Here is a 26,912-nt window from a genome sequence, read left to right on the forward strand (position 1 = left end):
GACGACATGCTACTTCAACCGTTCCGCCGCAGGCGTCGCGCCGCCAGCAGCAGAAAGCCGATGGCAAAGGCGAGCAGCACCAGCACATGCGTCAGGATCGCCTCCTTGTTGAGGCCGACGGCAGCCATCGCCACCATGTCGAGGTGATAGCTCGGCCAGATCGGTGCGATCTGCTGCAGGAACTTCGGCAGCATCGGCAGCGGAAACCACAGGCCGGACATGAACGACATCGGCAGATAGATCAGTTGCAACATGCCGGGCGCACCCTGCCCCTTGATCAAGGTGCCAACAAACATGCCCAGCGCGCAGAACGGCAGCACGCCGAGCATGCCGGTGAGCAGCAACGCGCCGGCCTGCAGCGGACTCAACGCTACGTGCCCCAGCGTTACCGCCATGGTCAGCAGCAGCAGAATAACCACCCCAGCCGCCACCATCGCCATCAGCATCTTGCCCAGCAGATAGGCACCCGGCGGCATCGGCAGCGCGCGCTTGAACGTCAGCAGGCCGCCGTCACGCTCCAGCGCCAGCGATACGCCGAAGCCGAACAGGCCCGGACTCATCACGCCGAACACGCCGTAGCTGGCCAGCAGGTAGCGCGCCGCATCGGCACCATTCGACTTCGCCATCAGCACGCCGAACAGCAGGTAGAACATTGCCGGGAACAGCATGATCGGCAGCATGAAACCCGGCGCGCGCATATAGCGCAGGCACTCGCTGCGCGCTTCTTCCAGATAGGCGCCGATGACGCGGCTGCGCGGCATCACGGGTGCGGTCGATTCGTTGACAGACATGACGGTTTCCATTTCAGGCAGCCTCGCGCTGGTCGGTGTCCGCTGCCTCGTCGGCATCGCGGGTGAGTTCGGTGAATGCCTCGGCCAAGCCGGCGCGCTGCACTTCCAGTTCGCGCAGGTGCAGGTCGGCGGCGAGCAGGCGGCGCACCACGACTTCAGCCTCGGCCGTGGTGATGTGCAGGCGTTCGTTTTCCCGACGCACGTCGTTGACCTCGGGCCAGCTGCGCACCGTGTCGATCGACAACGCACTCAGGCAGCGGATGCGCTTGAGTGCCACCCGCGCACGCAGCTCTTCGACCGTGCCTTCATGGATCATCCGGCCGTGCGTCATCACACAGACGCGATCGGCCAGTGCCTCGGCCTCTTCCAGATAATGCGTAGTCAGCAGCACCGAACAGCCCTCGGCGAGCAGCTGGCGGATCGCCGCCCACAGTTTCTGCCGCGCCTCGATATCCATGCCCACGGTCGGCTCGTCCAGGAACAGCAGTTCGGGCCGGCCGCACAATGCCAGCGCGAATTGCACGCGCCGCTGCTGGCCGCCGGAGAGTTTCGCATAGGGGCGCTTGAGCAGATCGCTGACGCCAGCCAGTTCGGCGGTTTCTTCCAGGGTGCGCGGAGTCGGGTAATAACTGGCGGTCAGCCGCAGCAGTTCGCCCACCCGCAGCGTCGGCGGCAGCTCGGCGTTCTGCAGCATCACGCCGATGCGCCGGCGCGCTTCGATCCGCTGCGGATCCTGGCCGAACAGTTCGACCGTGCCGGCATCGGCACGGATCAACCCCAGCAGCAGGGCAATCGCGGTGGTCTTGCCGGCGCCGTTGGGGCCAAGCAGGGCCAGCAGTTCGCCGCGCTGCAACTGCAGATCGGCACCGTCGAGCGCGGTGAGCTGGCCGTAGCGTTTGACGGCACCGCCGAGGCGGGCAATCGGATCATGAGCATGTGGCATGGGTAGTCCTCCAGTGCCGCCCATCCTCCGCCCGACCGGACCTCGCAGGCAGTCGCCGGCGTCAGTCATCGGGGGTGACAGCCGTCACCCGCGGCCGGGGCACGGGGTTACGGCAGCCGGCGCTGCAAGGTATCCTGTGAGGGATAAAGCCGCCCGTAAGCCACTGAAATGGCGGCACGAAACGCCTGAAAACATTGAGGAAGCGCCTTGGCTGCGTTTCCCGCCACGCATTTACTAATGTCCGCCTCCGGCACTGCATGCCGACTGGCGGAGCTACGGAGGATTCATCATGGGTGTGATCAACCAGCTGCGCGAACTGCGCGAATTCGGCGGCAAGCCGCGGACCACCGGTCTGGACGATGCCAGCATCGAGCGCATGGCAGCGAACGACCCCATGCTGGGCCAGGCGATTGCCGCCGCGGTGGCGCGCCATCACGAGTTGCGTGCCGATCTGGCCGATTTCCTGAAGCTGGACGAAGCGGAGCAACTCGCTCAGGTGCAAGCCGGCTTTGTCAATTTCTACCCGGACGACGCGATCAGCCCGTACCTGCCCGCCGCCGCGCGTGGTCCGTGGATCGTCACGCTGAAAGGCGCCGTGGTGCACGACAACGGCGGCTACGGCATGCTCGGTTTCGGCCACAACGACCCGGCGATCCTCGAAGCGCTGAGCCGCCCGCAGGTGATGGCCAACGTGATGGCGCCCAGCGTGTCGCAGCTGCGCTTCACGGCCGCGCTCAACAAGGAGCTCGGCCGCAACCGTGGCGGCAGCCCGTATACGAATTACATGTGCCTGAACTCCGGTTCCGAATCGGTCTCGCTGGCTTGCCGCATCGCCGACGTCAATGCCAAGCTGATGACCGATGCCGGTGGCCGCTATGCCGGCCGCACGATCAAACGACTGGCGGTGAAGGGCGCGTTCCACGGCCGCACCGACAAGCCGGCGCTGTACTCCGATTCCAGCCGCAAAACCTACCAACAGCACCTGGCCAGCTACCGCCACGAAGACAGCGTGATCACCGTTGCGCCGTATGACATCGCGCAGCTGGAAGCGGCATTCGCCGACGCCGACAAGCACGGCTGGTTCATCGAGGCGATGTTCCTGGAGCCAGTGATGGGCGAAGGCGACCCCGGTCGTGCGGTGACACCGGAGTTCTACAAGACCGCGCGCGCGCTGACCGAGGCTCACGGCACCCTGCTGCTGATCGACTCGATCCAGGCCGGCCTGCGCGCGCACGGCGTACTCTCGATCACCGACTATCCAGGCTTCGAGAAGCTGCCGGCGCCGGACATGGAGACCTTCTCCAAGGCGCTCAACGCCGGCCAGTATCCGCTGTCGGTGCTGGCCGTTACCGAGCGTACTGCCGGCTTGTATCGCAAGGGCATCTACGGCAACACCATGACTGCGAACCCGCGCGCGCTGGACGTGGCGCTGGCCACGCTGGGTGAGCTGACCGACGATGTGCGCAACAACATCCGCGAGCGCGGCAAGGAATTCGTCGACAAGCTCAGCGCGCTGAAGAACGAGCTGGGCGGCCTGATCACCAAGGTGCAGGGCACCGGCCTGCTGTTCTCCTGTGAGCTGGCCCCGGAGTACAAGTGCTACGGCGCCGGCTCCACCGAGGAATACATGCGCGAGCACGGCGTCGGCGTGATCCACGGCGGCGTCAACTCGCTGCGCTTCACCCCGCACTTCAACGTCACCAGCGCCGAAATCGATCTGGTCGTGGCACATGTGCGCAAGGCGCTGCTGGAAGGTCCGCGCAAGGCCAAGGCCGAGGCGGCCTGATCAGCCGCCCCGCCCCCTCCTGCCTGAGTAAATGCTTTGCTCAGGACATATCTGCGGCAATGCAGTCAGGCTGTGTTGTCGTAGATGAATGCGGCGTGCACTGAATATCTGGTGATCTACCACCGCAATCGTCAGCCAGCATAGACTTGCGTCGCCGGCAGCTGCCGGTCACCTAGGGAGGACTCCACCATGTCGATGTCACTACGCCTGCTTGCCATCAGCACCGCTTTCGCCTTTGCCGGCGCCGCCTTCGCAGCGGCACCGCAGGCCGGCACTGCCGCTCCTGCCGCCAAGACGCTCAGCTCGTCGCAGCAGCGCATGTCTGATTGCAGCAGTGCCGCGAAGGGCAAAAAAGGGGCCGACTACAAGAGCGCAGTAAGCACCTGCATGAAGGGTGGCAGCACGACCGCGGCAACACCCGCCGCAGCCGCACCAATGACCGCCAAGCAGACCCAGCAGGAAAAAATGAAGAGCTGCAATGCTGACGCCAAGCTCAAGGCGCCCACCGGCGCGGCGCACAAGGCGTTCATGAGCAGCTGTCTGAAGGGTGGGGCGGCAGCTGCCGCCACGCCGTAATACTCGGGCCCTGCACACGCAGGCATGCTCATGCGTGCGTGTGCAGGGCTGCTTCGCTAAGCTCCTTGACTGTCGCGCGCACTGCGCCATCGTTGAAGACAGTCACTCATGAAGATCGTCGAAGTCCGTCATCCGCTGATCCAGCACAAGCTCGGCCTGATGCGCCGTGCCGGCATCAGCACCAAGGAATTCCGCGAGCTGGCCTCCGAGGTCGCCGCGCTGCTCACCTACGAAGCCACCAAGGATCTGGAAACCGTCGCGGAACAGATCCACGGCTGGGCCGGCCCGCTGCAGGTGCAGCGGATCAAGGGCAAGAAAATCACCATCGTGCCGATCCTGCGCGCGGGCCTTGGCATGCTGCCGGGCGTACTCGACATGATCCCGTCGGCCAAGGTCAGCGTGGTTGGCGTGCAACGCGACGAGCACACGCTGCAACCGATCGCCTATTACGAGAAGCTCAGCGGCCGCATGGACGAACGCATCGCGCTGATCGTCGACCCGATGCTGGCCACCGCCGGCACCCTGATCGCCGCCGTCGACATGCTGAAGGCCGCCGGCTGCAAGCGCATCAAGGGACTGTTCCTGGTCGCCGCGCCGGAAGGCCTCAAGCGCATCGAGGCCGCGCATCCGGATATCGAGATCTACACCGCTTCGATCGATGAGCGCCTGAATGAGCACGGTTACATCTTGCCCGGCCTTGGCGACGCCGGCGACAAGATCTTCGGCACCAAGCAGTTGCCAGCAACCGACTGAACGTCAGTCGCCGGACTTGCCCGGCAAAGCGACCATGGATTCAGCGACCGAATCGGTCAGTCGCTTCCAGCAACTCATGCATGTTACCCGGCTCGAACGCGGAATGGCCGGCATCTTGCACGATGCGCAGGTCGGCTTCGGGCCAGGCACGATGCAGGTCCCACGCACTGCGCAGCGGGCAGACCACGTCGTAGCGGCCCTGCACGATCACTGTGGGAATGTTGCGGATGCGGTCGACGTTGCGCAGCAGCTGGTCGTCGTGCTCGAAGAAGCCGCCGTTGACGAAGTAGTGGCATTCGATGCGCGCGAAGGCCAGCGCGAACTCGTCCTCGGCGCTGGACTCGATGTGCGACTTGTCCTGCCACAGGAAGCTGGTGGCGCCCTCCCATACCGACCAGGCGCGGGCCGCATCGGTGCGTGTTTTCGGATCAGTGCTGATCAGGCGACGATGATAGGCGCTCATCAGGTCGCCGCGCTCGACTTCGGGAATCGCGTTGAGATAGGTCTCCCACGCGTCCGGGTACAGCGCGTCGCAACCCTTCTGGTAGAACCACTCCAGCTCCCAGCGACGCAGCATGAAGATGCCGCGCAACACCAGTTCGGTCACCTTGTCCGGATGCGTCTGCGCATACGCCAGCGCCAAGGTGGAACCCCACGAACCGCCGAATACCTGCCAGCGGTCGATCGCCAGATGCCCGCGCAGACGCTCGATGTCGGCGACCAGGTCCCAGGTGGTGTTGTCGGTCAGCTCGGCATGCGGGGTGGACTTGCCACAACCGCGCTGGTCGAACAGCACAATGCGGTAGATCGCCGGATCGAAGAAACGCCGGCACTTCGGATTGGTGCCGCCACCCGGGCCACCGTGCAAAAACACCACCGGTTTGCCGTTCGGATTGCCACTCTGCTCGTAGTACAGCGTGTGCAGCCCGGAGACTTTAAGCATGCCGCTGTCGAAGGGCTCGATCTCGGGGTACAGCGAACGCAGCGGAGGTGACATGGCGGTTCCTCAACACGAACGGACAAGCCGCGTAGATTAACATGGGCCTCGTTTGGAGGCCCTCAGTCGTCCGCGAACAGCTTGCCCGGATTGAGGATGCCGTTCGGATCGAACACCTTGCGCACCCCCCGCATCAGCGCGATTTCCGCCGCACTGCGGGTGCTTTCCAGATAGTCCCGCTTGACCAGTCCGATGCCATGCTCGGCCGAGATGCTTCCGCCATGACGCTGCAGGGTTGCCGCCAGCAGCTTGGTGACGTGCTCGCACTGGGCAATGAAAGTTTCCTCGGCCAGATCATCCGGCCGCAGCACGTTGATGTGCAGGTTGCCGTCGCCGATATGGCCGAACCAGATCACCTCGATCTGCGGGTACTCGCGCGCAAGCAGCGCCTGCATCTCATGCAGGAACGCCGGCACCGCGCTGATCCGCACCGACACATCGTTCTTGTACGGCCGCTGCGATGCCAGGCTTTCGGTAATGCCTTCGCGCAGCCGCCACAACGCGGCCGCCTGCGCCTCGCTCTGTGCGATCACGCCATCGCTGACCCAGCCCTGCTCCAGCGCATGCTCGAACGCCGCCAGCGCGGCATCCTGCGCCGCTTCGTCAGCCGCATCGAACTCGGCCACCACGTAGTACGGATAGTCACCGTCGATGGCGCGCTGTGCGCCATGCGCCAGTACATGCTCAAGCGCGCGATCGGTAAAGAACTCGAATGCCTGCAGCGTCAGGCGCGCGCGAAACAGTGCGAACACCTGCATCAACGCATCCATGTCCAGCAACGCCAGCAACATCACCTGCGACGGCGGCGGTGGGTCGGTGAGCTTCAAGGTGGCTTCCACCACGATGCCCAGCGTGCCTTCCGCGCCGATCATCAGCTGACGGAAATCGTAGCCGCTGGAGTTCTTGATCAGACCACGATTGAGCTCAAGCAGCTCGCCGTTGCCAGCCACCACTTTCAATCCGACGATCCACTCGCGCGTATTGCCGTAGCGGATCACCCGGATGCCGCCGGCATTGGTGGCGATATTGCCGCCGATCGAGCACGAACCACGGGCGGCGAAATCGACCGGATAGATCAGGCCATGGCTGCGAGCGGCTTCATGCACGGTCTGCAGGATGATGCCCGCCTGCACGGTAAGCGTGCGATCGACCGCATCGAAGTCCAGCACGCGGTTCATCCGCTCCAGGCTCAGCACCAACTCGCCGTTGGCTGCCACTGCCCCGCCGGACAAACCGGTGCGGCCGCCGGACGGGACGATTGAGACCTGCTGTTCGTTGGCCCAGCGCACGATCGTCTGCACCTCGTCGGCGCTCGTCGGCAACGCGATCGCCAGAGGCGCCGGTGTCCAGCGACGGGTCCAGTCACGGCCGTAATGTTCCAGATCACCCGCTGCGGTGAGCAGGCGCAGATCGGGCAGTCGATGGGACAATTCGGCTAGACGAGGGTCGGACATGCTGGGCTCCGGAGTATTCCCACAGCCTGCCAGCCGCATCGCCGCGCGTCCAGTGTTGCAGCGCCGCAAATCGTCTCCAGCTCTGGCATAGTAGGGACTCCTTCCTGCCCGGGCCGACGCATGCAAACCTCCTACCCTCGCCAAGACATCAAGGTGTTGCTACTGGAGGGCGTCAGTGCCAGCGCGGTCGAGAACTTCAAGCGCGCCGGCTACAGCCAGGTCGAGCTGCATGCGAAATCACTGCCGGATGCCGAACTGAAGGCACGCATCGCCGACGCGCACATCGTCGGCATCCGCTCGCGCACACAACTCAGCGAGGATGTGCTGGCACACGCCAAGCGGCTCATTGCGGTGGGCTGCTTTTGCATCGGCACCAATCAGGTCGACCTGACTGCCGCGAGAAAACTTGGCGTGCCGGTGTTCAACGCGCCTTACTCCAACACGCGCAGCGTGGCCGAGCTGGTGATCGCTGAGGCGATCATGCTGCTCCGCGGTATCCCGCAGAAGAACGCGCTATGCCATCGCGGCGGCTGGACCAAGTCCGCCGACGGCAGCTACGAGACGCGCGACAAGGTGCTTGGCATCGTCGGTTACGGCCACATCGGCACCCAGGTCGGCGTGCTCGCCGAGAGTCTGGGCATGCGGGTGATCTTCCACGACATCGAAACCAAGCTGTCGCTGGGCAATGCGCGCGCGGTGTCCAGTCTCGACGAACTGCTGGAACGCGCCGACGTGGTCACCCTGCACGTGCCGGAAACGCCCGCCACGCAACTGATGATCCGGCGCGAACAGCTGGCGAAGATGCGTGCCGGCGCGATGTTGATCAATGCCTCGCGCGGCAGCGTGGTGGATATCGACGCGCTGGCCACCGCACTGCGCGAGGGTCATCTGGCCGGCGCTGCTGTGGATGTCTTCCCGGTCGAACCGAAGGGCAACGACGATGCCTTCGTCTCGCCGCTGATCGGCATGGACAACGTGATCCTCACGCCGCACATCGGCGGCAGCACGCTGGAGGCGCAGGACAATATCGGCATCGAGGTCGCCAGCAAGCTGATCCGCTACAGCGACAACGGCTCGACCCTGTCGGCGGTGAATTTCCCCGAAGTCACCCTGCCCGAACATCCCAACAGCCGCCGGCTGCTGCACATCCACCGCAACGTGCCGGGCATGCTGTCACGCGTCAATGAACTGTTCTCGGCCGGCAACATCAACATCGACGCCCAGTTCCTGCAGACCGACAGCGAAGTCGGCTACGTGGTGATCGATGTCACCGCCGATGCCGCGCAGGCCACCGTGTTGAAGGAGCAACTCGCGGCGATTCCCGGTACCTTGCGCAGCCGTGTGCTGTATTGATCCGGATGGCGGCAGCCCATGCGAACGCGCAGGCCGCCGCAACAATCAGGTTGCCGATGTACGGACCTTGCCCCGCCCGCTTGCCAGTTTCTTGCCGACTGCCGGCTTCTTCGCCGGCAGCGTCCCTACTTCACGACTAGCACCACGTCCACCGGTCGCAGCCGCCTTGCTCTTGGCCGCTGCCTTGCCGGAAGCACGACGCTCCACCCGATGCTCCTCGCGAAACGCCGAGGCATAAGCTTTCAACTCATCGCGCAGCTTCGCGCTGGTAGCGGGCGCGCGGTCGATGTGCTGCAGCATCTGCTGCATCAAGTCGTAATCGTGATAGTCGCGGTACGGCTTGAGATCGAGATCCGCCGGAACCTTGCTCAATCGCTCGTCACCGATCGATTTCACATACTTCTGCATGAAGCGGTCATACGCCTTCCAGGTGATGCGCTCGGCGTTCACTGCCGCCTCTTCAGCACGGGTGGCGATCTGATGGGCATGCAGATAGTGCAAACCGAGCTGATCGATCAGGGTTTTCTCCACTTCCTCGTGCAGGATCAGGAAGCGATCCACTTCGATGGTGCGGCCACGGAAGGTAAAGCTCTTCGGCAGATGGCGATCGATGTAAATCGTCTTGCCGTCCTGGCTGTAACCGGCGAGGTAGGGGATGTCATGCTCACGATCGAGGTTCTTGACCCGGCGCAGGATCGCGTCCAGCGCACGATCCAGCATCAACGCCGACACATACCAGTCGGGCGCCTTCAGCTTGATGTGGGGTGCATCCGGGTGACAGCAGTTCGACGGCATACGCAACACCTCCGGGTGGGAATCCGGAGACAGCCTAGCGCGCCGTAACCTGCGGCGTCGCGTGTGCACAAACGACAACGGCGCCCTCAGGCGCCGTCACGTGACTCTTGCGAATTGGTCGGGGCGGCCGGATTTGAACCGACGACCCTCTGCCCCCCAGGCAGATGCGCTACCAGGCTGCGCTACGCCCCGACTGTTCGGCAAGACGACTAGTCTAACAGCTCACCGGGTCATGCCGGAAGCCACTGACGTGTATGCGTATCAGCGGCGCAGCAGAGTCAGTACTTCTTCCAGCTCCATCCGCACCTGACGCACGATCTGGTGCGAGATGCTCGCCTCCATTCGCGCCTGCGGGCCTTCCAGTCGCGCACGCGCGCCGGTGATGGTGAAACCCTCGTCGTACAGCAACGAGCGGATCTGGCGGATCATCAACACATCGTGGCGCTGGTAGTAGCGACGATTGCCGCGACGCTTGACCGGATTGAGCGCGGGAAACTCCTGTTCCCAGTAACGCAGCACATGGGGCTTCACACCGCACAACTCGCCCACCTCACCGATGGTGAAGTAGCGTTTGGCCGGAATGGCAGGCAGTTCGGTGTTATTCCCTTGATCCAGCATAGCCCTCGACTCTTACCTTGAGTTTCTGTCCCGGTCGGAACGTCACCACGCGGCGTGCGGAGATCGGAATCTCCTCACCGGTTTTCGGGTTGCGTCCCGGTCGCTGGTTCTTCAGCCGCAGATCGAAATTGCCGAAACCGGACAACTTCACCTGCTCGCCGTTTTCCAGTGCTCCGCGAACGACCTCGAAATAGGCGTCCACGAATTCCTTCGCCTCACGCTTGTTGAGGCCTACATCGAGGAAAAGCCGCTCGGCCATTTCCGCCTTGGTCAGCGCCATCTCATCCTCGCAACTTTGCCTTGCATGTTTGCTCCAACGCAGCTACCGCTTCGCGCACGCAGCGATCCGCGTCGTCGTCAGTAAGGGTGCGTGAAGCGTCCTGTAAAATCAAGCCCATAGCGAGACTTTTTCGGCCTGCTTCGACCCCTTTGCCGCTGTAGCGGTCGAACAACCGCAGTTCCTGCAGCCGCGTACCGAGACTGCCGCGAACGGCCTGTTCAATCTGTGACCAGCTGATCTCTTCCGGCAGATCCATCGCGATGTCCCGGCGCACCGCAGGAAATCGCGGAACCGGCTGTGCCAGCGGCAGGCGGCGCGCCAGCAGTGGTTCCAGCGCCAATTCCAGCACGTGCACGTCGGCACCCAGATCCAGCGCCTTGGCCAGTTGTGGATGCAGCGCACCGAGATAACCGACGGTTTCACCGTCGCGTGCCACCCGTGCGCCACGGCCCGGGTGCAACCAGCCGGGCAGGCCATCGGCGTGCACCGACCAGCGCTGCGGCTCGCCGCCCCAGGCGATCAGGGCATCCAGATCGCCCTTGAGGTCATGGAAGTCCAGCTGACGGGACGGCTCGCCCCATTGCTCGCCGCGCGCGTTGCCGCAGGCGACGATCGCCAGGCTCGGGGTCTCCACGGGCGGATCGCCCGCCGCAAATACCCGGGCCACCTCGAACAGGCGCACGCGCTCCTGTTGGCGCGCACGGTTATGCCGCAACGCCTCGATCAGACCTGGCAGCAACGACGGGCGCATGATCGCCAGATCCGCGGACAACGGATTGGCCAGCGGCACCAGTCGTTCGGTGAAATCCCAGCGTGCCAGCAGCTCGGCAGGCACGAAGGACAGGTTCACTGCCTCGTAGTAGCCCCGTGCTGCCAGCTGCTCACGCAGCGCCAACTCGTTGATGCGCGCTTCCGGCTCGATCGCCAGCGCCAGCGCGCCGGCCGGCGAATGCGTGGGAATGTTGTCGTAGCCGAAGATGCGCGCCACTTCTTCGATGAGGTCTTCTTCGCGCTCGATGTCGAAACGGCTGCTAGGCGCGGTGATCTGCCAACCCTCGGCAAGCGCCTCGACCCGCATGCCCAGCGCGGTGAAAATGCGTGCCACTTCGGCATCGGCCACGTCCACGCCCAGCACGCGCTTGAGGCGCGTACGGCGCAACACCACGGTCGCCGGCTTCGGCAGGTCAGCCAGGTTTTCGGCGACCAGTACCGGGCCGGCATGGCCACCGGCAATCGACAGCAACAGCTCGGTAGCGCGTTCCAGCGCGCGGCGCGGCAATTCAGGATCGACGCCACGCTCAAAGCGGTGCGAGGCATCGGTATGCATGCCGAGCTTGCGCGCACGCCCCATGATCGCCGCCGGTGCGAAGTGCGCGGCTTCCAGGAAGATGTTGCGGGTGGCGTCGGTGACGCGCGAATCGAAACCACCCATCACGCCGGCCACAGCGAGCGCCTTGTGTTCGTCGGCAATCAGCACAAAGCCCTGGTCGAGTTTTGCCTCATAACCATCGAGCAGCTTCAGCGGTTCGGCAACACGCGCATGACGCACCACGATGTCGCCCTCGAGCTTGTCGTTGTCGAACGCATGCAGCGGCTGGCCCAGCTCCAGCATCACGTAGTTGGTGATGTCGACCACCGCGCTGATCGGGCGCAGGCCAGAACGACGCAGGCGCTCGGTCAGCCACAGCGGGGTATGCGCGGCTGGATCGATGCCTTCGACAATGCGGCCAAGGTAACGTGGTGCGTCCTTGCCGGCTTCCAGCCGGATGCCGCGTTTCGCGTCGCCCGTCACCGGAGCAACACCCTGTGCAGGTACCTTCACCGCACTGCCAAACAGTGCAGCGACGTCATGCGCGAGACCGACCAAGCCCAGGCAATCCGGACGATTCGGCGTGAGCTTCAATTCGATGCTGGCATCGGGCAGGCCCAGGTAATCGGCCAGCGACTGCCCCACCGGCGCATCCAACGGCAGTTCGAGCAGGCCGGAGGCATCGGCATCGATGCCAAGTTCCTTGGCCGAACACAGCATGCCGAACGATTCGACGCCACGCAGCTTGGCGGCCTTGATCGCGATACCACCGGGAAGGTTCGCACCGACGGTAGCCAACGGCACCTTGATGCCGACGCGCGCATTCGGCGCTCCGCAGACGATCTGCAGCAACTCGCCCTGCCCCGCATCCACCTTGCACACCTGCAGACGATCGGCTTCGGGATGCTTCTCGGCAGCGACGATCTCGGCCACCACCACGCCGGCCAGGCCTTCGCCCAGCACCGTCAGTTCTTCCACTTCCAGCCCGGCCATGGTCAGCGCATGGGCCAGTGCGGCGCGATCGGCCTTGATCTCGACCAGCTCGCGCAGCCAATTCTCGGAGAATTTCATCGTGTCTTTTCCTGCTGGCCCAGCTCAATACAAGGAATCAGGCGAACTGCTTGAGGAAGCGCAGATCGTTCTCGAAGAACGCGCGCAGATCGGAGACGCCGTAACGCAACATCGCAAAGCGCTCCACGCCCAAGCCGAAGGCAAAACCCGTGTAGCGCTCCGGATCGATGCCGCAGTTCGCCAACACGGTGGGATGCACCATGCCGCAACCCAGCACCTCCAGCCAACGCGTGCTGCCGTCCTCGGCATCCCAGCGGATATCCACCTCGGCTGAGGGTTCGGTGAAGGGGAAATAGCTGGGGCGGAAACGCATCTCGAAATCGCGCTCGAAGAACGCGCGGATGAATTCGGACAGCGTGCCCTTGAGATCGGCGAAACTGGAAGTCTCGTCGACCAGCAGGCCTTCGATCTGGTGGAACATCGGCGAATGGGTCTGATCCGAATCGCTGCGGTAGACCTTGCCCGGCGCGATGATACGGATCGGCGGCTGCCGACCCTTCATCGAGCGGATCTGCACCGGCGAGGTGTGCGTGCGCAGCAGCCGACCGTCACCGAAGTAGAACGTGTCGTGCATCGCACGCGCCGGATGATGTGGCGGGAAGTTCAATGCCTCGAAGTTGTGCCAGTCGTCCTCGATCTCCGGGCCGTCGGCTCGCTGGTAACCGAGCCGCGCGAAGATCGCGGAGATGCGCTCCAGCGCACGTGTGATCGGATGGATGCCGCCACGTTCGCCATCGCGTCCCGGCAGGCTGATGTCGAGCTTTTCAGAAGCGAGACGACGATCCAGCTCGGCCTGTTCCAGTACCTGCTTGCGTGCGGTCAGCGCATCGGCGAGGCGGTCTTTGACCCGATTCACCTCGGCGCCACGCGCCTTGCGCTCGTCCGGCGCCAGCGCGCCGAGCGCCTTCAATGCGGCAGTGACAATGCCGCTCTTGCCCAGCAGGCCGACGCGAAGCGCATCGAGCGCCTCCAGCGTGTCGACCTTGTCGATTTCGGCCTGCGCCTGCGCGGCGCGGCTGTCCAGATCATCCATTGATGCGATTCCGGCTTGAGGATCCACAGAAACGAAAACGGGGAGGAGACCATGGCCTCCTCCCCGCTTGCTTTACATCATATCGTGCTGACGCAGGAGCGTCCGACGATCAAGCGGCCAGACTGGCCTTCGCTTTCTCGGCGATCACCTCAAACGCCTTGATGTCGTGCACGGCGATATCAGCGAGGACCTTGCGATCAACGGTGATACCAGCCTTGCTCAGACCATTGATCAGGCGGCTGTAGGACAGGCCGAACATGCGCGCAGCGGCGTTGATACGGACGATCCACAAGGCGCGGAACTGACGCTTGCGCTGCTTGCGGCCGATGTAGGCGTACTGACCAGCCTTGATGACGGCCTGGTTGGCAACGCGGAAGACCTTGCGGCGGGCGTTGTAATAGCCCTTGGCACGACCGATAACTTTCTTGTGACGACGACGGGCGGTAACGCCACGCTTTACACGAGCCATGGTTTATCTCCTCGTCTTACAAGTACGGCAACATGCGCGCTACACCGGGGGTGTCACACGCCTTGAGGTGGTTCTTGGCACGCAGGCCACGCTTCATCTTGGTCGACTTCTTGGTCAGAATGTGCGACTTGAATGCGTGACCGCACTTGATTTTGCCCGATGCGGTCTTGCGAAAACGCTTCGCCGCCGCCCGGTTGGTCTTGATCTTGGGCATGGGAATGCTCCTTGTATGGGACACGCCTGCAAGTAAGGCGGCCCCGGTTTCTGACTGATCTGGCGGTGATCCCATTCTCGATTGAGTCTGGACCACGCTTTCCGTCCTGCCATGATCGGTTCACGACCCTTCCTGCGGGTCGAACCGGCGATTATACGGACTAAATGTGCCGGATACCAGCTGCGCGGATATCGGCAAGAAAACGGCGACCGATGGGTCGCCGTTGGTCTTGACTACTTCTTCTTGGGGCCGATCATCATGACCATCTGGCGCCCTTCGAGCCGCGGGAACGACTCGATCTGGCCGTTCTCGCCGACGTCTTCCTGGATCTTCTTGGCCAGGTTCTGGCCCAGATCCTGATGCGACATCTCGCGGCCACGGAAGCGGATGGTGACCTTGACCTTGTCGCCTTCCTCGAGGAAGCGAAGCATGTTGCGCAGCTTGATCTGGTAGTCGCCCACGTCCGTGACCGGACGGAACTTCACTTCCTTGATCTCGACCTGCTTCTGCTTCTTCTTGGCGGCCTGCGCCTTCTTCTGGGCTTCGAACTTGAACTTGCCGTAATCCATGATGCGGCAGACCGGTGGGTCGCCGTTCGGCTGGATCTCGACCAGATCCATGCCGGCTTCCTGCGCCAGCGCGAGTGCCTCGTCACGGGTCAGGATACCGAGCTGTTCTGCCTCGGCACCAATCACACGAACCCGCGGAACGCGGATTTCCAGGTTACGACGGTTGCCCTTGTTGTCGGTGGTAGCGATACCACGATCCTCCAGAAGAAGTAATGAAACTGACCGATCGGCGCTCAGCGCCGGGTTTCGGTCACCAGTCGCTCAACGAAATCGGCCAGCGGCATGCTGCCCAGATCCTCGCCCGAGCGGGTACGCACGGAAACCGCACCCGTCTCTTTCTCGCGGTCACCGACCACGAGGAGATAAGGCACTTTCTGCATCGTATGCTCGCGGATTTTATAGCCGACTTTCTCGTTGCGCAAATCCGATTGTACCCGGAAACCTTTGTCGACAAGGGTTTGCGTCACTTGGCTGACGTAATCGGCCTGTGCATCGGTGATATTGAGTACCACCGCCTGTATCGGAGCCAGCCAAGGCGGCAGCAGGCCGGCGTGGTGTTCGATCAGGATGCCGATGAAACGCTCCATCGAGCCCACGATGGCCCGATGCAGCATCACTGGATGCTGTTTCTGCGAGTGTTCGTCCACGTATTCGGCGCCCAGGCGCTCGGGCATCATGAAATCGACCTGCATGGTGCCGACCTGCCAGGCCCGGCCGATCGAATCCTTCATGTGGTACTCGATCTTCGGGCCGTAGAACGCGCCCTCACCCGGCAACTCCTCCCAGGCGACGCCGGCGGCGGACAACGCCGCACGCAAAGCCGCCTCCGCGCGATCCCACACCGCGTCGTCGCCGATGCGCTTGTCCGGGCGCAGCGCGATCTTCAGGCCGACGTCCTCGAAACCGAAATCCGCGTAGACCTGCATCGCCTGGCGGTGGAACGCGGTGACCTCCGACTCGATTTGCTCAGCCGTACAGAAGATGTGGCCGTCGTCCTGGGTGAACGCACGCACGCGCATGATGCCGTGCAACGCGCCAGACGGCTCGTTGCGGTGGCAACCCCCGAATTCGCCGTAGCGGATCGGCAACTCGCGGTAGCTGTGCAGGCCGGTGTTGAACACCTGCACATGGCCGGGACAGTTCATCGGCTTCAGCGCGTAGGTGTGCTTTTCCGACTCGGTGAAGAACATGTTCTCGGCGTAGTTGTCCCAGTGCCCGGACTTCTTCCACAACGACACGTCCAACACCTGCGGGCAGCGCACTTCCTGGTAGCCGCTGCGCTTGTAGACACCGCGCATGTACTGCTCCACGGCCTGCCAGATCGCCCAGCCGTTCGGGTGCCAGAACACCATGCCCGGGCTTTCCTCCTGCTGGTGGAACAGGTCGAGCTGCTTGCCGATCTTGCGGTGATCACGCTTCTCGGCCTCTTCGAGCTGAAGCAGGTAAGCCTTCAGATCCTTGTCGTTCAACCATGCGGTGCCGTAGATGCGGGTCAGCATCGCGTTGTTGGAATCGCCGCGCCAATAGGCGCCGGCCACCTTCATCAGCTTGAACGCGCGCAGCTTGCCGGTGTTCGGCACGTGCGGACCGCGGCACAGGTCGGTGAATTCGCCCTGCGAATACAGCGACAGCGGCTCATCGGACGGAATCGACTCGATGATCTCGGCCTTGTAGTTCTCTCCCATACCGCGGAAGAACGCTACTGCTTCGTTGCGCGACTTCACGCTGCGCGTCACCGGCAACTGCTCGGCGACGATCTTTTCCATCTCCGCCTCGATCTTCGGCAGATCGTCCGGCGTGAATGGGCGCTCATAGGCGAAGTCGTAGAAGAAGCCGTTGTCGATCACCGGACCGATCGTGACCTGCGCCCCCGGATACAGCCGCTGCACGGCCTGCCCCATCAGATGCGCGGTGGAGTGGCGCAGGATTTCCAGCGCCTCGGGACTCTTGTCGGTGACGATCTGCAGGCTGGCGTCGTGCTCGATCGGGAAGCTGGCATCCACCAGCTGGCCGTCGACCTTGCCGGCCAAGGTTGCCTTGGCCAGACCGGCGCCAATCGAGGCGGCCACGTCCTGCACGGTAACGGAGTGATCGAACGGCCGCTTGCTGCCGTCGGGTAGCGTGATCTCAATCATGGGAACCATTCTCTGAAAAGCAAAAAAGGGCATCCGCCCTTCTTTGAAAAATACCAAGGCGTGGAGGGATCAGCAGTGGAAACGTGTAGTTGCCATGTCGCACACTCGGCTGGCGCAGAGCGCGGGCCACCTTAGGTCTTGTGGATGATGTCGAAACGCTAGTTTAGCTCAAATCGGCTGTCAATCCTCGCCTATGCGGCCATGCAGACAGGCCGTCAGCGATAGAATGAGGGCCATTATCCGAGGACCGTCCATGCGCATTCTGGTTACCGGCACCGCCGGCTTTGTCGGCGCCGCCTTGGCGCAGCGCCTGCTGGCTCGCGGCGATGAAGTCTACGGCTTCGACAACCACAACGATTACTACGACCCGGCGCTGAAGGAAGCCCGGCTCGCACAATTTGTCGATCATCCGAATTACACCCATCAGCGCGCCGACCTGGCCGACGCCGCCGCAGTGGATCATGCGTTCGCCACATTCATGCCACAGCGGGTAGTGAACCTCGCCGCGCAGGCTGGCGTACGCTACTCACTGCAGAATCCACGCGCCTACGTGCAGAGCAATCTGGTCGGTTTCGTCAACATTCTCGAAGCCTGCCGGCATGGTCGCATCGAGCATCTGGTCTACGCCTCATCCAGCTCGGTCTACGGGGCCAACCGCAAACTGCCATTCGCGGTGGAGGATGCGGTCGATCATCCGGTCAGCCTGTACGCCGCCAGCAAGAAGGCGAACGAGCTGATGGCGCATACCTATAGCCATCTATACGGCCTGCCCACCACCGGTCTGCGCTTCTTCACCGTGTACGGACCCTGGGGTCGGCCGGACATGTCGCCGATCCTGTTCGCCGACCGGATCAGCCGCGGCGAACCGATCGACGTGTTCAACCACGGCAACCACAGCCGTGACTTCACCTATATCGACGATATTGTCGAAGGCGTGATCCGCGCACTCGATCACCCGGCCGCGCCCGATCCGGACTACAACCCAGAGTTGCCGAATCCGGGTACATCGAACGCGCCGTATCGCGTCTACAACATCGGCAACGACCAGCCTGTGCAGCTGATGCGCTTCATCGAACTGCTGGAGCAGCACCTGGGCCGCAGCGTCGAGAAACGCCTGCTGCCGATGCAACCCGGCGACGTGCCCGACACCTGGGCGGATGTCTCCGCGCTGCGCCGCGATGTCGGTTACGCACCAGGCACGCCCATCGAGCAAGGCGTGGAAAAATTCGTGGCGTGGTATCGCAACTATTACGGGTAGCGTTGAGCCAGCCTCAGAATGGCTTGGCGATCACCAGAAAGATCACCGCAAGCAGCAACAGCACCGGCAGCTCGTTGAGCCAGCGCAATGCCCGCGACGACGGCAACACACCGCCCGCGGCCTTGCGCTTGAGCAGACGGCCGCACCCGATGAAATACGCGAGCAGCACGGCGACCAGGGTGAGCTTGGCGTCGATCCAGTGCGTGCCTGCCGTCATGTTCGGCAATGTGGCGGGAAACACTCGCCAGCCCTGCCACAGCGTCAACCCGAACACGAACGCGAGGCCGAACATGTTGTGGCCGAACTTGTACAACCGTCGCCCCATCAGCTGCAGCCGTGCCTGTACTGCCGGCTCGTTCGCCGTCTCGGCCAGATTCACCAGGATCCGCGGCAGATAGAACACCGTGGCCATCCAGGCGATGACGAACAGCAGGTGCAACGATTTGATCAACAGATAGGTCATGACGAAGATATGTGGCCACCGCGGTGTGCAGCGGTCCGATGATAACGCGCACCCGACGGATCGCAGCGACGCTGCGGCGTTCAGTCCCTCACCGGCCCAATTCGCTCCAGCAGCGCCTGCAACAGATGCTCCTGCTGTGCCGCATCGAGCGGTGCATTGTGCCGATCGGTCAACTGGAAGAAGTCCTCCACGCGCTCGCCAAACGTCGCGATGCGTGCGTCATGCACGCGCACTTCGGCCTGGAGCATGATCTGCGCCACCGCGGCCAGCAGGCCGGGACGATCCGCACCGACCAGCGCGAGCTGAGTTCGATCACCGGCGGCATGGAAACTGATCTGCGGCGTCATCTGGAAATGCTTCTGATGACGCGACATGCCGCGTTTGCTCGGCTGCACGCCGGCGGATTGCGTCAACGCACGCTGCAGTCTTTGCTGGAGCTCTTCTGCGCGCGCCGTGCTCACCGGTTGCTGGCTGTCCGCATCCAGCAGCAGGAACGTATCCAATGCCATCCCGGTCGGCGAGCTGAGGATGCGCGCCTCCATCACCGAAAAGCGCAAACGATCCAGCACTGCCGTAACGGTAGCGAACAGACCATCGCGATCAGGCGTGTAGATAAACAGCTCGGTGCTGCCGCGCACCGACAGTGGATGCACGGCGACCAAGGGCACCGCCCCGTTCGCACGCAGAATGGCACTGGTCTGCCAGGCGATCTGCTCGGGCCGGTGGCGCAGGAAGCTGAGCTGCGGGAAGTCGGCCCAGATCCGTACCACGTCGGCCTCGGCGTAGCCTTCGTTCATCAGTAGCGCCAGCGCATATTCGGAGCATTCGTGCACACGCACGCCGATATCCCTCGGCAGCTCCACATCGCTGCGCAAGGCATAACGGGTGGCTACGCACAGGTCGGACAGCAGTCGATCCTTCCAGCCGTTCCACAGTCGCGGACTGGTGCCGATGATGTCCGCGATGGTCAGCAAGTACAGCTGACCGAGCCGCTCGCGCTCGCCGACCAGTTCGGCAAACCGGTGCACCACGTCCGGATCGGTGATGTCCTGACGCTGCGCGGTGGTACTCATCAGCAAATGCCAGCGCACCAGCCAGGCTACCCGCTCGACATCGCCCGGCGGCAGACCCAGCCGCGCGCAGAACGCACGCGCATCCTGCTCGCCCAGCACCGAATGATCGCCGCCACGACCTTTCGCGATGTCATGGAACAGCGCCGCCAGCAACAGCACTTCGGGCTTGGGCAGACTGGCCCAGATTTCGCAGCCCAGCGGGAACTCATGCCGTGCCGCCGTATCGGCAAAGCGTGCCATGTTGCGCAACACGCGCAAGGTGTGTTCGTCGACCGTGTAGACATGGAACAAGTCGTATTGCATGCGCCCGAACACCTTGCCGAACGCAGGCAGGATCGCCGCCAGCAGGCCGTGCCGATTCATCCGCCACAACGCATCCACCGCCGGCGCTCCACGCCGCAGCAGTTGCAGGAAGACCGCCAGCACGTCGTCGTCATCGGCCAGCTTGCCACCATGCACGGCCGTAGCCTGATGGATGCGCCGCATCGTGTCGGCGCTGAAGCCGACTACGCCGGGCTGATCCAACCGCGCGATGAAAATCTCCACCAGCGCGGCCGGCCGCCGCATGAACAACTGCGGATCGCGCGCCGCCAGCCGCGAGCCATAGCGCAGGAACTCGGCCCCGACCGGCTGGGCCTCGCCCGGCGTCTCCAGCATTTCCACAAAACGCTCGGCCACCTGCACGCCGAGCCGCTCGACCTGGCTGGCCGCACGGTAATAACCCTGCATGAACTGCTCGACGCCGAGATTTTTTTCATGCTCGTCCTCGAAGCCCAACCGGGTGGCCAGCGCACGCTGGTAGTCGAACAGCAGTCGCTCCTCCGGTCGGCCGGCTTCCAGATGCAACGCATAGCGATAACGTCGCAAGGTGGCTTCAGACTGCTCCAGCGTGGCCAGTTCGGCCGGATCGAGCAGATTTTCGGCCACCATGCCGGGCAGGTCGTCCACATGCGCCAGTCGCCGCGCCATCCAGCGCAACGAGTCGAGCGTGCGCAAGCCGCCGGGACCATCCTTGAGGTTCGGTTCGAGGTTGTAGGCCGTGTCGTCGTAACGGGCGTGCCGGGCATCGCGCTCGGCCAGCCGTGCGGTCAGATATTCCTGTGGCGGCCACAACGCGGGATCGTCCACGATGGCGCGCAATTGGGCATCGAATGCCGGATCGCCAGCCAGCCGTCGCGCATCCAGCAGACTGGTGAACACGCTGGCGTCCTGTGCCGCCAGCGCGCGGCATTGCGCCGGATCGCGCACGGCATGGCCGACCTTCAGGCCGATATCCCACAAGGTGGCGAAGAACTGCTCCAGCGCGCGCAGTCGGGCCGGCTCGGGCGCTCTCACCAGCGCCAGCAAGTCCACGTCGGAATACGGAAACAGCAGGCCGCGACCAAAGCCGCCGATCGCGAACAGCGTCGTCTCGCTGACTTCGCCGAGGCAGGCCATCCATACATGCGCCACCACCCGCTGAACCAACTCACCACGTCGCCGCGCCAGCGCGCTGGCATCGGCACCATCACGAAACGCCGTGGCCAGCACGCGATCGACATCGCCAAGCAGTTGTCGCAACGCGCGGCGCGCTTCGACGGAAACGCCGGAACGCGGCACTGCCACAGGCAGGCGCGGCAGCGGCGGCAAGGCAACGAGGCTTGGTGTCGGCGACATGGCGGGACGGAACTCCGTGAGCACCTGGCGACTTGCTAGGGAGGCGGCAACTGGCCGCCTCTACATCAGGCGTCCGGCCATGCCGTGAGGATCTCGTAGCCGTCGTCGGTCACCGCAATGGTGTGCTCCCACTGCGCCGACAGCGAATGATCCTTGGTCACCACAGTCCAGCCATCCGGCAGCTGCTTGGTCTGCGGCTTGCCGGCATTGATCATCGGCTCGATGGTGAAGGTCATGCCCTTCTTCAATTCGACACCGGTACCGGGCTTGCCGTAATGCAGCACCTGCGGCTCGTCGTGATAGACCTTGCCGATACCGTGGCCACAGTATTCGCGCACCACCGAAAAACCGGCCGCCTCGGCATGCTGCTGGATCGCATGACCGACATCACCCAAGGTGGCGCCGGGACGCACAGCCTGAATGCCGCGCATCATCGCCTCGAATGCGGTGTCGACCAGCCGCTTGGCCAGCACCGACGGCGTGCCGGCGATGTACATGCGGCTGGTGTCGCCGTGCCAGCCATCCTTGATCACGGTGACGTCGAGGTTGACGATGTCGCCGTCCTTGAGCACCTTGCCCTCGTTCGGAATGCCATGGCAGATCACATGGTTGACCGAGGTGCACAGGGTTTTCGGAAAGCCGTGGTAGCCGACGTTGGCCGGAATCGCCTTCTGCACGTTGACGATGTGCTCGTAGGCGAGCCGGTCCAGCTCCTCGGTGGTGACACCGGGCTTGACGTGCTCCTTCAGCATGGCCAGCACTTCGGCCGCCAGCTTGCCGGCAACACGCATGCCTTCGAGGTCTTCGGGGGATTTCAGGGTAATGGCCATGGATTCCACTTCATGTGGCGACAGAAGCCCAGAAAATCCAGCAACTTGCCGCTGCGCCGGCGGACCGGCTATAATTTCGGAGTTTTGCTGACCTGACACGATCGTTTTGATGATCGTTGCAGCGCAAAGCGAACCGGGATTGTAACCGCCCCGCGGTACAACACCCAACCAACGCCACACACGTATCGGCACCGCCTTCGGGGTGCTGCGGCACGCCCACCAACAAAATCGGGCAAGTCGCGGTCGAAGCCGGGGATGCGTGGAGGTCCCAACCCCCAGGTCCTTCAAGGACCATTGCAAGGAGTTACACCCATGGCACAAGTCACCATGCGTCAGATGCTCGAAGCCGGCGTCCATTTCGGTCACCAGACCCGTTACTGGAACCCCAAGATGGCTCCGTACATCTTCGGCGCCCGCGGCAAGATCCACATCATCAATCTCGAAAAGACCCTGCCGCTGTTCACCGACGCGATGAATTTCCTGTCGGGCCTGGCGCAGAAGCGCGGCACCGTGCTGTTCGTCGGCACCAAGCGTTCGGCCCGCGAGCCGTTGGCTGAAGAGGCCGCACGCGCCGGCATGCCGTTCGTCACCTCGCGCTGGCTCGGCGGCATGCTGACCAACTTCCGCACCGTGAAGCAGTCCGTTTCGCGCCTGAAGGAGCTGGAAGCAGCCGAGACCGACGGTTCGTTCGAGAAGCTGGTCAAGCACGAAGTGCTGGCCCGTCGCCGTGAGCGCGACAAGCTGCAGGCCTCGCTGGGCGGCATCAAGGACATGAACCGCCTGCCCGACGCGCTGTTCGTGATCGATATCGGCCACGAAGACATCGCCGTGCAGGAAGCCAAGAAGCTCGGCATCCCGGTGATCGCCGTGGTCGACACCAACTACAACCCGGAACTGGTCGACTACGCCATCCCGGGCAATGACGACGCGATCCGCGCGATCCAGCTGTACGCCCGCGCCGCCGCCGACTCGATCCTGGAAGGCAAGGCCGCCGCGCCGGCTGCCGCCCAGGGCGACGCGAACGACTTCGTCGAACTGGACGAAGAAGGCAACCCGGTCGCCAAGATCGATCGCAAGCCGGCCCCGCGTCGCGATGCAGCTCCCAAGAAGAGCGCTGGCGCCCCGCGCCGTGATGGCGGTCGTGATGGCGGTCGTGGTTCGCGCAACGACGGCGCCCCCGCCAAGTAAGCCTGGCCACGGCGCTTCGGCACCGGATCAATCAGCGATAACGCGCCGCGGCATGCCTTGCCGCGGCGCCATCAAAGCATTAGAGGACTACCGATGAGCAATATTTCCGCACAACTGGTCAAGGATCTGCGTGAGCGGTCCGGCGCCGGCATGATGGAATGCAAGAAGGCGCTGGTCGAGAACAACGGCGACATCGAAACCGCGATGGAATGGCTGCGCAAATCCGGCCTGGCCAAAGCCGACAAGAAGGCCAGCCGCGTCGCCGCAGAAGGCCGCATCGTGGCCGCCCAGGCTCCGGGCAAGGCCGTGCTGGTCGAAATCAATTGCGAGACCGACTTCGTCGGCAAAGATGCCAGCTTCCTGAAGTTCAGCGATGCCGTCGCCGACGTCGCGCTGAACTCCGGCGCCACCGACATCGACGCGCTGAAGGCTGCCGCCTACCCGGGCGCCAGCAATGTCGAGGAAGCCGCCAAGGCCCTGATCGCCACCATCGGCGAGAAGATCGACGTGCGCCGCATGGCCCGCGTTGAGAGCAACGGCGTGATCGGCAGCTACATCCACGGCGGCCGCATCGGCGTGCTGGTGGCGCTCAAGGGTGGCTCCGAGGAGCTGGCCAAGGGTGTCGCGATGCATGTCGCCGCGATGAACCCGGCGCATATCCGCGCCGAGGACGTACCGGCCGAGTTCCTGGCCAAGGAAAAAGAGATCGCGCTGAGCCTGATGTCCGACAAGGAAAAGGCCAAGCCGGCCGACATCCTGGAGAAGATCATCGCCGGCAAGATCCACAAGATCGTGTCCGAAGTCACCCTGCTCGGCCAGCCCTACGTGCTCGACACCAATGTGACCGTGGCGGACGCGCTGAAGAAGGAAGGCGCCGACGTCATCTCGGTGGCCCGTCTGGCTGTCGGCGAAGGCATCGAGAAGGTACAGGAAGACTATCTGGCCGAAGTGGCCAAGGCGATGCAGGGCTAAGCAGCCTGCAAGACCATCGATCTGCGAAAAGCCGCGGGAAACCGCGGCTTTTTTTGTGGGCGAATCCTTCTCGGATTCACGCCAACACGCGATCCGGAGCAACTACTGGAAGCCCCTGCCTAGTGAATTGCAGCGACGGTCTGCACCGGCTTTCCCGACAGGGACCCGCTGCCGCTACAATACGGCGGTTTGCCACACACAATCCGGAGATTCCATGAGCGACCAGCCCAAGTACCATCGCATCCTGCTCAAGCTCTCCGGTGAAGCCCTGATGGGTGACGCCGACTACGGCATCGATCCGAAGGTGATCGGCCGGCTCGCCGACGAAATCATCGAGGTACAGCGCACCGGCGTGCAGATCGGTATCGTAATCGGCGGCGGCAACATCTTCCGCGGCGCCGGCCTCGCTGCCGCCGGCATGGATCGGGTCACCGGCGATCACATGGGCATGCTGGCCACCGTGATGAACGCGCTGGCGATGCAGGATGCGATCGAGAAGCGCGGCGGCTTTGCGCGCGTGACCAGTGCGATCCAGATCCACGACGTGGCCGAGGACTACATCCGCCGTCGTGCCATCCGCCATATCGAGAAGGGCCGCATCGTGCTGTTTGCCGCCGGCACCGGCAATCCGTTCTTCACCACCGACTCCGCTGCTGCGCTGCGCGCGGTGGAAATCGGTGCCGACCTGCTGTTGAAGGCCACCAAGGTGGACGGCGTGTACACCGCCGATCCAGCCAAGGACCGCAACGCCACCCGTTACGACCGGCTCGGCTACGACGACGTGATCGAGCGCAAGCTGGCCGTGATGGACACTGCCGCGATCGCGCTGTGCCGCGACCAGCAGATGCCGCTGCGCATCTACGACATGACCGTGCCGGGCAATCTGATGCGGATCATGCAAGGTGAAGCGATCGGCACCATGGTCGACGCCGGCTGAACGTTCCGGCATCCAAGTTCGTCACTGCTATAATCGAATGTTGCAGATTTACCGGGAAACGCCACATGCTCAATGACATCAAAACCGATGCCCAGACCCGCATGGGCAAGAGCATCGACTCGCTCAAGCACGACCTCACCCGTATTCGCACTGGTCGCGCCAGCACTGCGCTGGTGGATCACATCAAGGTGTCCTACTACGGCGCTGACATGCCGCTGACCCAGGTCGCCTCGGTGTCGCTGTCCGATGCGCGCACGATCATCATCACGCCATGGGAAAAGACCATGGTGGCGCCGATCGAGAAGGCGCTGATGGCCTCCGACATCGGCATCACGCCGACCACCGCCGGCACCGTGATCCGCCTGAACATGCCCGCGCTCACCGAAGAGCGCCGTCGGGAACTGGCCAAGCACGTCGGCCATGAAGGCGAGAACGCGAAGATCGCGATCCGCAACGTGCGCCGCGACGCCCTGCAGCAGGTCAAGGACCTGCTCAAGGAAAAACTGATTACCGAAGACGACGAAAGCCGCGTCGACGACGAGATCCAGAAGCTTACCGACAAGGCCGTCAAGGACGTCGACGTCGTGTGCAAAGCCAAGGAAGAGGAGCTGATGGCGCTCTGACGAGGCCATCATCCTTCCTCATTCCATGACCAAGGCCCAGGTTTCGCAGGTTCCGCGCCATATCGCGATCGTGATGGATGGCAACGGTCGCTGGGCCAGGGCCCGTCACCGCCCGCGCAGTTTCGGCCACAACGCCGGCCGCAAGGCTGTGCGCGCGACGATCGAATCCTGCCTGCGCGAGGGTATCCAGGCGCTGACCCTGTTCGCGTTCTCCAGCGAAAACTGGCTGCGGCCGCAGGACGAGGTGGGCGCCCTGATGAGCCTGTTCGTACGTGCGCTGGACAAGGAAGTCGACGAACTGCACGGTCATGGCGTGCGGCTGCGCTTCATCGGCCATCTCGATGCATTCGACGAATCCTTGCGCCAGCGCATGCAGGCCGCGATGACCCGCACGGCCGGCAACGACAAGCTGCAGGTGAATATCGCGGTGAGCTACGGCGGCCGCTGGGACATCGTGCAGGCCAGCCGCCAGGCCGCCGCCGCGGTGGCGCGCGGTGAATTGCGCGTCGACGAGATCGATGAGGCCAGGTTGGGTGAGTGGATGAGCCTGGCCGAACTGCCGCCGCTGGACCTGTTCATCCGCACCGGCGGCGAATGCCGCATCAGCAACTTCCTGCTGTGGCAGGTGGCGTACGCCGAACTGTACTTTACCGATACCCTGTGGCCGGACTTCGACCAGGCTTGCCTGCGTCAGGCCATCGAAGACTATGCCCGCCGCGAGCGCCGTTACGGTCGCACCAGCGCGCAGGTTGCCACCACTTCCTGA

The 26,912-nt window shown here is 63.6% G+C and carries 26 protein-coding genes and 1 tRNA gene; 10 read left to right on the forward strand and 17 right to left on the reverse strand.

Annotated elements, in window-relative coordinates; translation table 11 throughout:
- Positions 1 to 14: 14 nt before the first annotated feature.
- Together IE071_RS09025 and IE071_RS09030 are read right to left on the reverse strand one after the other, a co-directional pair.
- Complete coding sequence (locus IE071_RS09025) at positions 15 to 803, reverse strand: ABC transporter permease (RefSeq protein ID WP_189440749.1); 789 nt, start codon at positions 801 to 803, stop codon at positions 15 to 17.
- A 1-nt stretch (position 804) separates the two neighbouring features.
- Positions 805 to 1,734 carry an ABC transporter ATP-binding protein gene (locus IE071_RS09030; RefSeq protein WP_189440750.1) on the reverse strand — a complete coding sequence of 310 codons (930 nt, stop codon included), beginning with the start codon at positions 1,732 to 1,734 and terminating at the stop codon, positions 805 to 807.
- 289 nt (positions 1,735 to 2,023) lie between these two features.
- On the opposite strand from IE071_RS09030, the gene IE071_RS09035 reads away from it, so the two are divergent.
- The 3 genes from IE071_RS09035 (at position 2,024) to upp (ending at position 4,849) form a co-directional block, all read left to right on the forward strand.
- Positions 2,024 to 3,520 (forward strand): aminotransferase class III-fold pyridoxal phosphate-dependent enzyme, encoded by a 1,497-nt coding sequence (locus IE071_RS09035; RefSeq protein WP_189440751.1) that lies wholly within the window; start codon positions 2,024 to 2,026, stop codon positions 3,518 to 3,520.
- 189 nt (positions 3,521 to 3,709) lie between these two features.
- Positions 3,710 to 4,096 (forward strand): PsiF family protein, encoded by a 387-nt coding sequence (locus tag IE071_RS09040; protein ID WP_189440752.1) that lies wholly within the window; start codon positions 3,710 to 3,712, stop codon positions 4,094 to 4,096.
- Positions 4,097 to 4,204: 108 nt separating this feature from the next.
- A complete protein-coding gene (upp, locus tag IE071_RS09045; protein ID WP_189440753.1) occupies positions 4,205 to 4,849 on the forward strand; it encodes a uracil phosphoribosyltransferase in 645 nt (214 codons plus the stop codon).
- A gap of 40 nt (positions 4,850 to 4,889) precedes the next feature.
- Here the strand turns inward: upp and pip are convergent, their stop codons facing one another.
- Both pip and IE071_RS09055 read right to left on the reverse strand, forming a co-directional pair.
- Positions 4,890 to 5,846: a prolyl aminopeptidase gene (pip, locus tag IE071_RS09050; protein ID WP_189440754.1), complete on the reverse strand. Its 957-nt coding sequence runs from the start codon at positions 5,844 to 5,846 to the stop codon at positions 4,890 to 4,892.
- Between the two features lie 62 nt (positions 5,847 to 5,908).
- The gene (locus IE071_RS09055; protein WP_189440755.1) at positions 5,909 to 7,300 is read right to left on the reverse strand and encodes an FAD-binding oxidoreductase; all 1,392 of its coding nucleotides are present in this window, start codon (positions 7,298 to 7,300) and stop codon (positions 5,909 to 5,911) included.
- Positions 7,301 to 7,420: 120 nt separating this feature from the next.
- Between IE071_RS09055 and serA the strand changes: the two genes are divergently transcribed.
- Entirely contained in the window at positions 7,421 to 8,653 is a 1,233-nt protein-coding gene (serA, locus tag IE071_RS09060; protein WP_189440756.1) for a phosphoglycerate dehydrogenase, read from the forward strand.
- Positions 8,654 to 8,698: 45 nt separating this feature from the next.
- Here serA and IE071_RS09065 read toward each other — a convergent pair whose 3' ends face one another.
- The 10 genes from IE071_RS09065 to thrS form a co-directional block, all read right to left on the reverse strand.
- Complete coding sequence (locus tag IE071_RS09065) at positions 8,699 to 9,448, reverse strand: hypothetical protein (protein WP_189440757.1); 750 nt, start codon at positions 9,446 to 9,448, stop codon at positions 8,699 to 8,701.
- 115 nt (positions 9,449 to 9,563) lie between these two features.
- Positions 9,564 to 9,640 (reverse strand) — tRNA-Pro (locus tag IE071_RS09070).
- A 69-nt stretch (positions 9,641 to 9,709) separates the two neighbouring features.
- On the reverse strand, positions 9,710 to 10,066 hold the full coding sequence (locus tag IE071_RS09075; protein WP_056386704.1) for a MerR family transcriptional regulator: 357 nt from the start codon (positions 10,064 to 10,066) through the stop codon (positions 9,710 to 9,712).
- Positions 10,047 to 10,346 carry an integration host factor subunit alpha gene (gene ihfA / locus IE071_RS09080; protein ID WP_007804491.1) on the reverse strand — a complete coding sequence of 100 codons (300 nt, stop codon included), beginning with the start codon at positions 10,344 to 10,346 and terminating at the stop codon, positions 10,047 to 10,049. Before ihfA ends, IE071_RS09075 begins: the two co-directional genes overlap by 20 nt.
- A gap of 1 nt (position 10,347) precedes the next feature.
- Positions 10,348 to 12,726, reverse strand: a complete 2,379-nt coding sequence (pheT, locus tag IE071_RS09085; protein WP_189440758.1) for a phenylalanine--tRNA ligase subunit beta — start codon at positions 12,724 to 12,726, stop codon at positions 10,348 to 10,350.
- A gap of 37 nt (positions 12,727 to 12,763) precedes the next feature.
- Positions 12,764 to 13,759, reverse strand: a complete 996-nt coding sequence (pheS, locus tag IE071_RS09090) for a phenylalanine--tRNA ligase subunit alpha (RefSeq protein ID WP_189440759.1) — start codon at positions 13,757 to 13,759, stop codon at positions 12,764 to 12,766.
- 109 nt (positions 13,760 to 13,868) lie between these two features.
- Entirely contained in the window at positions 13,869 to 14,228 is a 360-nt protein-coding gene (rplT, locus tag IE071_RS09095; RefSeq protein ID WP_072757645.1) for a 50S ribosomal protein L20, read from the reverse strand.
- Positions 14,229 to 14,244: 16 nt separating this feature from the next.
- The gene (gene rpmI / locus IE071_RS09100) at positions 14,245 to 14,442 is read right to left on the reverse strand and encodes a 50S ribosomal protein L35 (RefSeq protein ID WP_072757646.1); all 198 of its coding nucleotides are present in this window, start codon (positions 14,440 to 14,442) and stop codon (positions 14,245 to 14,247) included.
- Positions 14,443 to 14,675: 233 nt separating this feature from the next.
- The gene (gene infC / locus IE071_RS09105) at positions 14,676 to 15,200 is read right to left on the reverse strand and encodes a translation initiation factor IF-3 (RefSeq protein WP_072757647.1); all 525 of its coding nucleotides are present in this window, start codon (positions 15,198 to 15,200) and stop codon (positions 14,676 to 14,678) included.
- 44 nt (positions 15,201 to 15,244) lie between these two features.
- A complete protein-coding gene (thrS, locus tag IE071_RS09110) occupies positions 15,245 to 17,146 on the reverse strand; it encodes a threonine--tRNA ligase (RefSeq protein WP_189440760.1) in 1,902 nt (633 codons plus the stop codon).
- A gap of 253 nt (positions 17,147 to 17,399) precedes the next feature.
- Here thrS and IE071_RS09115 point away from each other — a divergent pair, with 253 nt between their 5' ends.
- A complete protein-coding gene (locus tag IE071_RS09115) occupies positions 17,400 to 18,404 on the forward strand; it encodes an NAD-dependent epimerase (RefSeq protein ID WP_189440761.1) in 1,005 nt (334 codons plus the stop codon).
- 13 nt (positions 18,405 to 18,417) lie between these two features.
- On the opposite strand, the gene IE071_RS09120 is transcribed toward IE071_RS09115, so the two are convergent.
- From IE071_RS09120 to map, 3 genes are all read right to left on the reverse strand, one after another.
- Positions 18,418 to 18,867, reverse strand: coding sequence for a CopD family protein (locus IE071_RS09120; protein ID WP_189440762.1), 450 nt, complete (start codon positions 18,865 to 18,867; stop codon positions 18,418 to 18,420).
- Positions 18,868 to 18,947: 80 nt separating this feature from the next.
- Positions 18,948 to 21,596 (reverse strand): [protein-PII] uridylyltransferase, encoded by a 2,649-nt coding sequence (gene glnD / locus IE071_RS09125; RefSeq protein WP_189440763.1) that lies wholly within the window; start codon positions 21,594 to 21,596, stop codon positions 18,948 to 18,950.
- A 65-nt stretch (positions 21,597 to 21,661) separates the two neighbouring features.
- On the reverse strand, positions 21,662 to 22,426 hold the full coding sequence (gene map, locus IE071_RS09130) for a type I methionyl aminopeptidase (protein ID WP_189440764.1): 765 nt from the start codon (positions 22,424 to 22,426) through the stop codon (positions 21,662 to 21,664).
- 312 nt (positions 22,427 to 22,738) lie between these two features.
- On the opposite strand from map, the gene rpsB reads away from it, so the two are divergent.
- The 5 genes from rpsB (at position 22,739) to uppS (ending at position 26,912) form a co-directional block, all read left to right on the forward strand.
- The gene (gene rpsB / locus IE071_RS09135; RefSeq protein ID WP_189440765.1) at positions 22,739 to 23,614 is read left to right on the forward strand and encodes a 30S ribosomal protein S2; all 876 of its coding nucleotides are present in this window, start codon (positions 22,739 to 22,741) and stop codon (positions 23,612 to 23,614) included.
- Positions 23,615 to 23,707: 93 nt separating this feature from the next.
- Positions 23,708 to 24,586 (forward strand): translation elongation factor Ts, encoded by an 879-nt coding sequence (gene tsf, locus IE071_RS09140; RefSeq protein ID WP_189440766.1) that lies wholly within the window; start codon positions 23,708 to 23,710, stop codon positions 24,584 to 24,586.
- A gap of 214 nt (positions 24,587 to 24,800) precedes the next feature.
- On the forward strand, positions 24,801 to 25,523 hold the full coding sequence (pyrH, locus tag IE071_RS09145) for a UMP kinase (protein WP_189440767.1): 723 nt from the start codon (positions 24,801 to 24,803) through the stop codon (positions 25,521 to 25,523).
- 65 nt (positions 25,524 to 25,588) lie between these two features.
- Positions 25,589 to 26,146 (forward strand): ribosome recycling factor, encoded by a 558-nt coding sequence (gene frr / locus IE071_RS09150; protein ID WP_189440768.1) that lies wholly within the window; start codon positions 25,589 to 25,591, stop codon positions 26,144 to 26,146.
- 25 nt (positions 26,147 to 26,171) lie between these two features.
- Positions 26,172 to 26,912 (forward strand): polyprenyl diphosphate synthase, encoded by a 741-nt coding sequence (gene uppS / locus IE071_RS09155; protein WP_189440769.1) that lies wholly within the window; start codon positions 26,172 to 26,174, stop codon positions 26,910 to 26,912.

Source organism: Rhodanobacter panaciterrae (assembly GCF_014651895.1).
GTDB classification, from domain to species: Bacteria; Pseudomonadota; Gammaproteobacteria; order Xanthomonadales; family Rhodanobacteraceae; genus Rhodanobacter; species Rhodanobacter panaciterrae.

Coding starts and splice junctions, on each gene's coding strand:
- IE071_RS09025 (WP_189440749.1), bottom strand. CDS start 803: ATGGAAACCGTCATGTCTGTCAACGAATCGACCGCACCCGTGATGCCG.
- IE071_RS09030 (WP_189440750.1), bottom strand. CDS start 1,734: ATGCCACATGCTCATGATCCGATTGCCCGCCTCGGCGGTGCCGTCAAA.
- IE071_RS09035 (WP_189440751.1), top strand. CDS start 2,024: ATGGGTGTGATCAACCAGCTGCGCGAACTGCGCGAATTCGGCGGCAAG.
- IE071_RS09040 (WP_189440752.1), top strand. CDS start 3,710: ATGTCGATGTCACTACGCCTGCTTGCCATCAGCACCGCTTTCGCCTTT.
- upp (WP_189440753.1), top strand. CDS start 4,205: ATGAAGATCGTCGAAGTCCGTCATCCGCTGATCCAGCACAAGCTCGGC.
- pip (WP_189440754.1), bottom strand. CDS start 5,846: ATGTCACCTCCGCTGCGTTCGCTGTACCCCGAGATCGAGCCCTTCGAC.
- IE071_RS09055 (WP_189440755.1), bottom strand. CDS start 7,300: ATGTCCGACCCTCGTCTAGCCGAATTGTCCCATCGACTGCCCGATCTG.
- serA (WP_189440756.1), top strand. CDS start 7,421: ATGCAAACCTCCTACCCTCGCCAAGACATCAAGGTGTTGCTACTGGAG.
- IE071_RS09065 (WP_189440757.1), bottom strand. CDS start 9,448: ATGCCGTCGAACTGCTGTCACCCGGATGCACCCCACATCAAGCTGAAG.
- IE071_RS09075 (WP_056386704.1), bottom strand. CDS start 10,066: ATGCTGGATCAAGGGAATAACACCGAACTGCCTGCCATTCCGGCCAAA.
- ihfA (WP_007804491.1), bottom strand. CDS start 10,346: ATGGCGCTGACCAAGGCGGAAATGGCCGAGCGGCTTTTCCTCGATGTA.
- pheT (WP_189440758.1), bottom strand. CDS start 12,726: ATGAAATTCTCCGAGAATTGGCTGCGCGAGCTGGTCGAGATCAAGGCC.
- pheS (WP_189440759.1), bottom strand. CDS start 13,759: ATGGATGATCTGGACAGCCGCGCCGCGCAGGCGCAGGCCGAAATCGAC.
- rplT (WP_072757645.1), bottom strand. CDS start 14,228: ATGGCTCGTGTAAAGCGTGGCGTTACCGCCCGTCGTCGTCACAAGAAA.
- rpmI (WP_072757646.1), bottom strand. CDS start 14,442: ATGCCCAAGATCAAGACCAACCGGGCGGCGGCGAAGCGTTTTCGCAAG.
- thrS (WP_189440760.1), bottom strand. CDS start 17,146: ATGATTGAGATCACGCTACCCGACGGCAGCAAGCGGCCGTTCGATCAC.
- IE071_RS09115 (WP_189440761.1), top strand. CDS start 17,400: ATGCGCATTCTGGTTACCGGCACCGCCGGCTTTGTCGGCGCCGCCTTG.
- IE071_RS09120 (WP_189440762.1), bottom strand. CDS start 18,867: ATGACCTATCTGTTGATCAAATCGTTGCACCTGCTGTTCGTCATCGCC.
- glnD (WP_189440763.1), bottom strand. CDS start 21,596: ATGTCGCCGACACCAAGCCTCGTTGCCTTGCCGCCGCTGCCGCGCCTG.
- map (WP_189440764.1), bottom strand. CDS start 22,426: ATGGCCATTACCCTGAAATCCCCCGAAGACCTCGAAGGCATGCGTGTT.
- rpsB (WP_189440765.1), top strand. CDS start 22,739: ATGGCACAAGTCACCATGCGTCAGATGCTCGAAGCCGGCGTCCATTTC.
- tsf (WP_189440766.1), top strand. CDS start 23,708: ATGAGCAATATTTCCGCACAACTGGTCAAGGATCTGCGTGAGCGGTCC.
- pyrH (WP_189440767.1), top strand. CDS start 24,801: ATGAGCGACCAGCCCAAGTACCATCGCATCCTGCTCAAGCTCTCCGGT.
- frr (WP_189440768.1), top strand. CDS start 25,589: ATGCTCAATGACATCAAAACCGATGCCCAGACCCGCATGGGCAAGAGC.
- uppS (WP_189440769.1), top strand. CDS start 26,172: ATGACCAAGGCCCAGGTTTCGCAGGTTCCGCGCCATATCGCGATCGTG.